This window comes from Chrysiogenia bacterium (assembly GCA_020434085.1).
Lineage (GTDB): Bacteria > JAGRBM01 > JAGRBM01 > JAGRBM01 > JAGRBM01 > JAGRBM01.
Genome location: JAGRBM010000243.1, coordinates 1 through 3,806 on the forward strand (window position 1 = coordinate 1; position 3,806 = coordinate 3,806).

General features: G+C 60.6%; 4 protein-coding genes. 2 read left to right on the forward strand and 2 right to left on the reverse strand.

Features of this window, described 5'->3' with window-relative positions:
- Both KDH09_08065 and KDH09_08070 read left to right on the forward strand, forming a co-directional pair.
- Positions 1 to 529, forward strand: a 529-nt coding sequence (locus KDH09_08065; GenBank protein ID MCB0219632.1) for a hypothetical protein, incomplete at its 5' end; no start/stop codon positions are given.
- A 79-nt stretch (positions 530 to 608) separates the two neighbouring features.
- Positions 609 to 1,928, forward strand: coding sequence for a hypothetical protein (locus KDH09_08070; protein MCB0219633.1), 1,320 nt, complete (start codon positions 609 to 611; stop codon positions 1,926 to 1,928).
- Between the two features lie 68 nt (positions 1,929 to 1,996).
- Here the strand turns inward: KDH09_08070 and KDH09_08075 are convergent, their stop codons facing one another.
- Together KDH09_08075 and KDH09_08080 are read right to left on the reverse strand one after the other, a co-directional pair.
- On the reverse strand, positions 1,997 to 3,037 hold the full coding sequence (locus tag KDH09_08075; protein ID MCB0219634.1) for a ferritin-like domain-containing protein: 1,041 nt from the start codon (positions 3,035 to 3,037) through the stop codon (positions 1,997 to 1,999).
- A gap of 56 nt (positions 3,038 to 3,093) precedes the next feature.
- Positions 3,094 to 3,783: a TetR/AcrR family transcriptional regulator gene (locus KDH09_08080; GenBank protein ID MCB0219635.1), complete on the reverse strand. Its 690-nt coding sequence runs from the start codon at positions 3,781 to 3,783 to the stop codon at positions 3,094 to 3,096.
- Positions 3,784 to 3,806: the final 23 nt, after the last annotated feature.

Sequence of the window (3,806 nt, forward strand, 5' to 3'; positions counted from 1 at the left end):
GGATTTTGGCTTCAAGATCCCCGTACTGGTGGACGCCAAGGAAACGCTGGCGCGTGGCTACGGGGTGACCGGATTGCCGCGCGGCATTCTGATCGACTCTTACGGCTACGTGATCCAGATCTACAAGGGCATGTCGGAAGAACTGGCCGGCGACCTGCGCACGCGCATTGCCAAACACTCTAAAGAAATCATTGCCCGGCGCGGGAAGGGCCTTCGCGTCTTTATCGAGAATTTTGAGAACGTCGACGATCGCGGCAAGCAAAACCAGACGGGGCAGAAGACCGCTGGGGCACTGCGCAAGGCAGTCGCCGCCGCGGGGATCGCCACGGCAAACTCAGCCGCTGATTCGAGTGTCATTATTTCCGGGACTGTCAGCGACCTGGGCCCAATTGTGGGCGTGGAAATGGTGCTGCAGGAACCGGAAAAGCGTCGCGAACTGGGGCGCGACCGCGCTTCGATCATCGGTGGCAAGAACGAGGGCCTTACCAAGGCCTGTCTGAAACTCCTCGAACCCTACCGCGGGAAGTGAACGCTCACTCGCCTGAGTTGGCCTGCCGGTTGGATTGAGGTTAAAGTACTGGTCATATCTTCCAGATCGGCTGACTTACATGACAGATAATCTTTGGAGCCGGGCGGGCATCCTGGCGCTGGGCTTGTGTCTCGCACTGGGCAGCGCGGCGTGGGCGGTGCAGAGCAAGACGCCAACCAATACCTCGGTGATGCCCGTTGTGATCAAGGGCGCGCAGGCGCCCGCGCTCATTGGAGAGAGTCCGCTTCGGCTCTCCGCATTTTCCTGCGCGAGCGGTTCACCCAAGCCCATCCATTTCCAGGTCGACGATGTGAACGCCAATGGCGACATTGTGGCGCCGGATTCAACCGACGAACTGATTGCCGACGAAAAACCCGGAATTATCGATGCCACCGATGAGCTCGTCATGATGCTCACCGCATTCGGCCCGCACTGCACGGATGAACAGCTCTCGCGGGTCACCGGTGATCTCTACCTGATCGAGATCAGCTCCGATCTGCTCAAGGCGCCTGGTTATGTCTACGTCCTCCACTCGGAAAAAGGTTTCGTGCCCTCGGGCGGCGCGGTTCACTACGACGCGAAAACTCATACGGTCAAAACCAGCGCCTACCTGTGGGGATACCGTCCCGAGCAGCCCTTCAACTACGATCGCATGGCTTACACCGACCTGCAGGGAAACGGCTACAAGGACATCTTCGATCGTCTGAAAGTTCGCTTCACCGTTCGTCCGGTGGGCGGCCTGGTTACCATTCACGAGAACGAAGACGACTTTGATTCCCGCCTGTTGAGTATGCGGGTGGGCCCGGTGCGGGCGGTGCGCGAACTGGGAATTGATATCACGGCGGTGCCGGGATTTGCGGTGCCGGCGCGGGTGACCTTCCTCCACTACGAGCGCTTCTGGCAGGCCAAGGTGCGCTTTACCATGCCGGGGCGCGCGGCGCTGTTTACCTCCTCAATGGACTTCCAGCTTCTCCACGACTTTACGGGCCTCAAGGGGCTCAAGTTCTCCACGAGCGCGCTCCCCCAGGGAAGCGTCATCGACGGCCAGATGATCGAGATCGAAAAATCCCTCGAATTCGGTCCCGAGCCCTGGTACATGCTCTCTGGCAGGGGGCTCAATCAGATCACCGTGGTGGAACTCGATCCCAATTTGAAACTGACTGCTGCCGCGGTGCTCTACGACAGCGAAACCGTCGAGGATCCGCCCGAGGAATTCCCAGGCGGCCTGCCGTCGCTGGGCTACCAGTTCCTTGGGATGGAGGGACTCGAAGCGCGTACCTACCACTTCAACGCCCACATCGGCGTGCTGCCGTCCTTTCCCGAGCGCGGCGGCACCGGATTCTACCGGACCCTGCACACACCCATCGACGTGAAGGTCAGCAAATACGCAGCCAAGTAACTTCACTATGCTCAGAAAAAAGCCCGGGTTGCATGAGCAACCCGGGCTTTTTGTTGTTCGTCTGAGGACTAGTTCAGCAGGTCGGTATCACCCTCGGAGATCTCACCGCTGGCGGTCTTGATCGTGTGGAGGTGGTGCTGCGCGAGGCCGTTGGCATCTGGCTCGAAGCCGTCCTCATTGAGTTTCTCCCACGCTGCCCGGAACTGCGCGAGGATGTCGTCGCGGGTTTCCTCGGTGGGGTAGAGGACTTCGTTCACTGCGTTGAGAAGGCCCAGGATCAGGCTCTTGTCACTGTCCATGTCGCGGCCGAGCGCCTCGTAGACTTCCTTGAGTGCAAGGAACTGCTTGGAGCGGCCGAACTGGATCACCTCGCGGGCGTCCAGACCCAGCGCGCGGAACGAGGGCTCGAGAATCTTCATCTCCCAGACGGCGAAGAACATGATCTGCGCCTGGAAGAGCATCATCTGGCGAAGTTCGCGCTTGCTCATGTCGCGGATCATCTCGGGAAGATACTGCATGCCAAGGCCCACGTGGCGGGCCTCGTCGCGCTCGTAATACTTCATCAGTTCGGCGATGACCGGCTCGGGCTTGGTCTGGCGAATGGCCTGGAAGATGGTGAGCGCCATGGGCTCGATCATGAGCTGCATGCCCAGCAGCTTGTGGGCGAGCACCTTGGTGTCGAGCGTGAGATCGAGCAGGGCCTGCGGCGCGCGGTCCATGCGCTTGGGTTCGTAGCCCAGCTCGGTGAGATAGTCGTGCATCACGTAAAAGTGGCGCGCCTCGTCGAAGGCCTGGCTGGTAGCGGCCATCTTGGCTTCGAGCGGCTTGATCCCGTCGGCAAGCTGCAGCGAGATCTTCCATGCCGCCAGCTCGCCCCACATGATGATCGCGAAGACGCGGCGAAGGGCTTCGCTCTTTTCCTCGTCCAGGTGAATGCCGCCGTGTTCGGCAAGGAGTTCCTGGAGAATGCCTGTACCGTCCCAGGCAAACTGCTGGCCCTTGTGATAGATGTTTTCGCACTTGGAGAAGCGGCGCGCCTGCTCGGCGTCGCGCGCCATGTCGAACATGTCGTAGGCGATCTGTGTTTTTCCAAATCCTGCAAATGCCATTGTTTTCTCGCTCCTTACAATTCCATGCGCGCCCGATTGCGTGGGCGCAGTTCTGGTTAGTGTTGGTCGGGGAGCTTCGCCCCCAGGTAACTCACGAACGCACGCGTGAGCTCGTGAACCATCTCAGTGGTGGAAATCTGCTGCGTGTCCGGGCGGGTGGTCGCAAAGAGCGTCCACTCGTGCAACGCGCCGAAGACCATGGCCGTGGCAAAGGACACAGCGGTCTGCGGGGCAGGGTGGGTGATCTCGTCCTTGTGCTCGATGAGCAGGCGGGTGAGCATGTCCACGATGCGCTCGTTGTTGGCAACGAGCCGGTCGGCAATTTCGGAATCAGTGCGGACGTGGAAATGGAAAGTCAGCAGCAGGCCGCCGCGCTCCCCATAGAGACGAACGAGAAACTCCACCAGGTCGTGGCAGATTTCGTAGACGCTCATCCCCGCCCAGCGATCGGGGGAGAGTGCGACTTCGGCGGTGGCCGCCGCCTGCTCGGAAAAGCGCTGTTGCACGTAGCGCAGCAGGCCCTGCTTGTCCTTGAATCGTGAGTAGAAAGCGCCCACCGAAGAGCGGGCCTTGCGGGTGATTTCGGCGACGGAGATCTCTTCGAAGCCGCGCTCTTCAATGAGGGCTTCGGCCGCGTCGAGAAGACGATCGAGGGTCTGCTGGCTGCGCGCCTGTTGAGGGGGATTGACCCACTCAAGCTGCTTGCCCGCGGCAGGGGGCTTTGGTTGTACGGCGGCTGCGCTCACTGCTTCTCGCTCCTAAAGCAGAA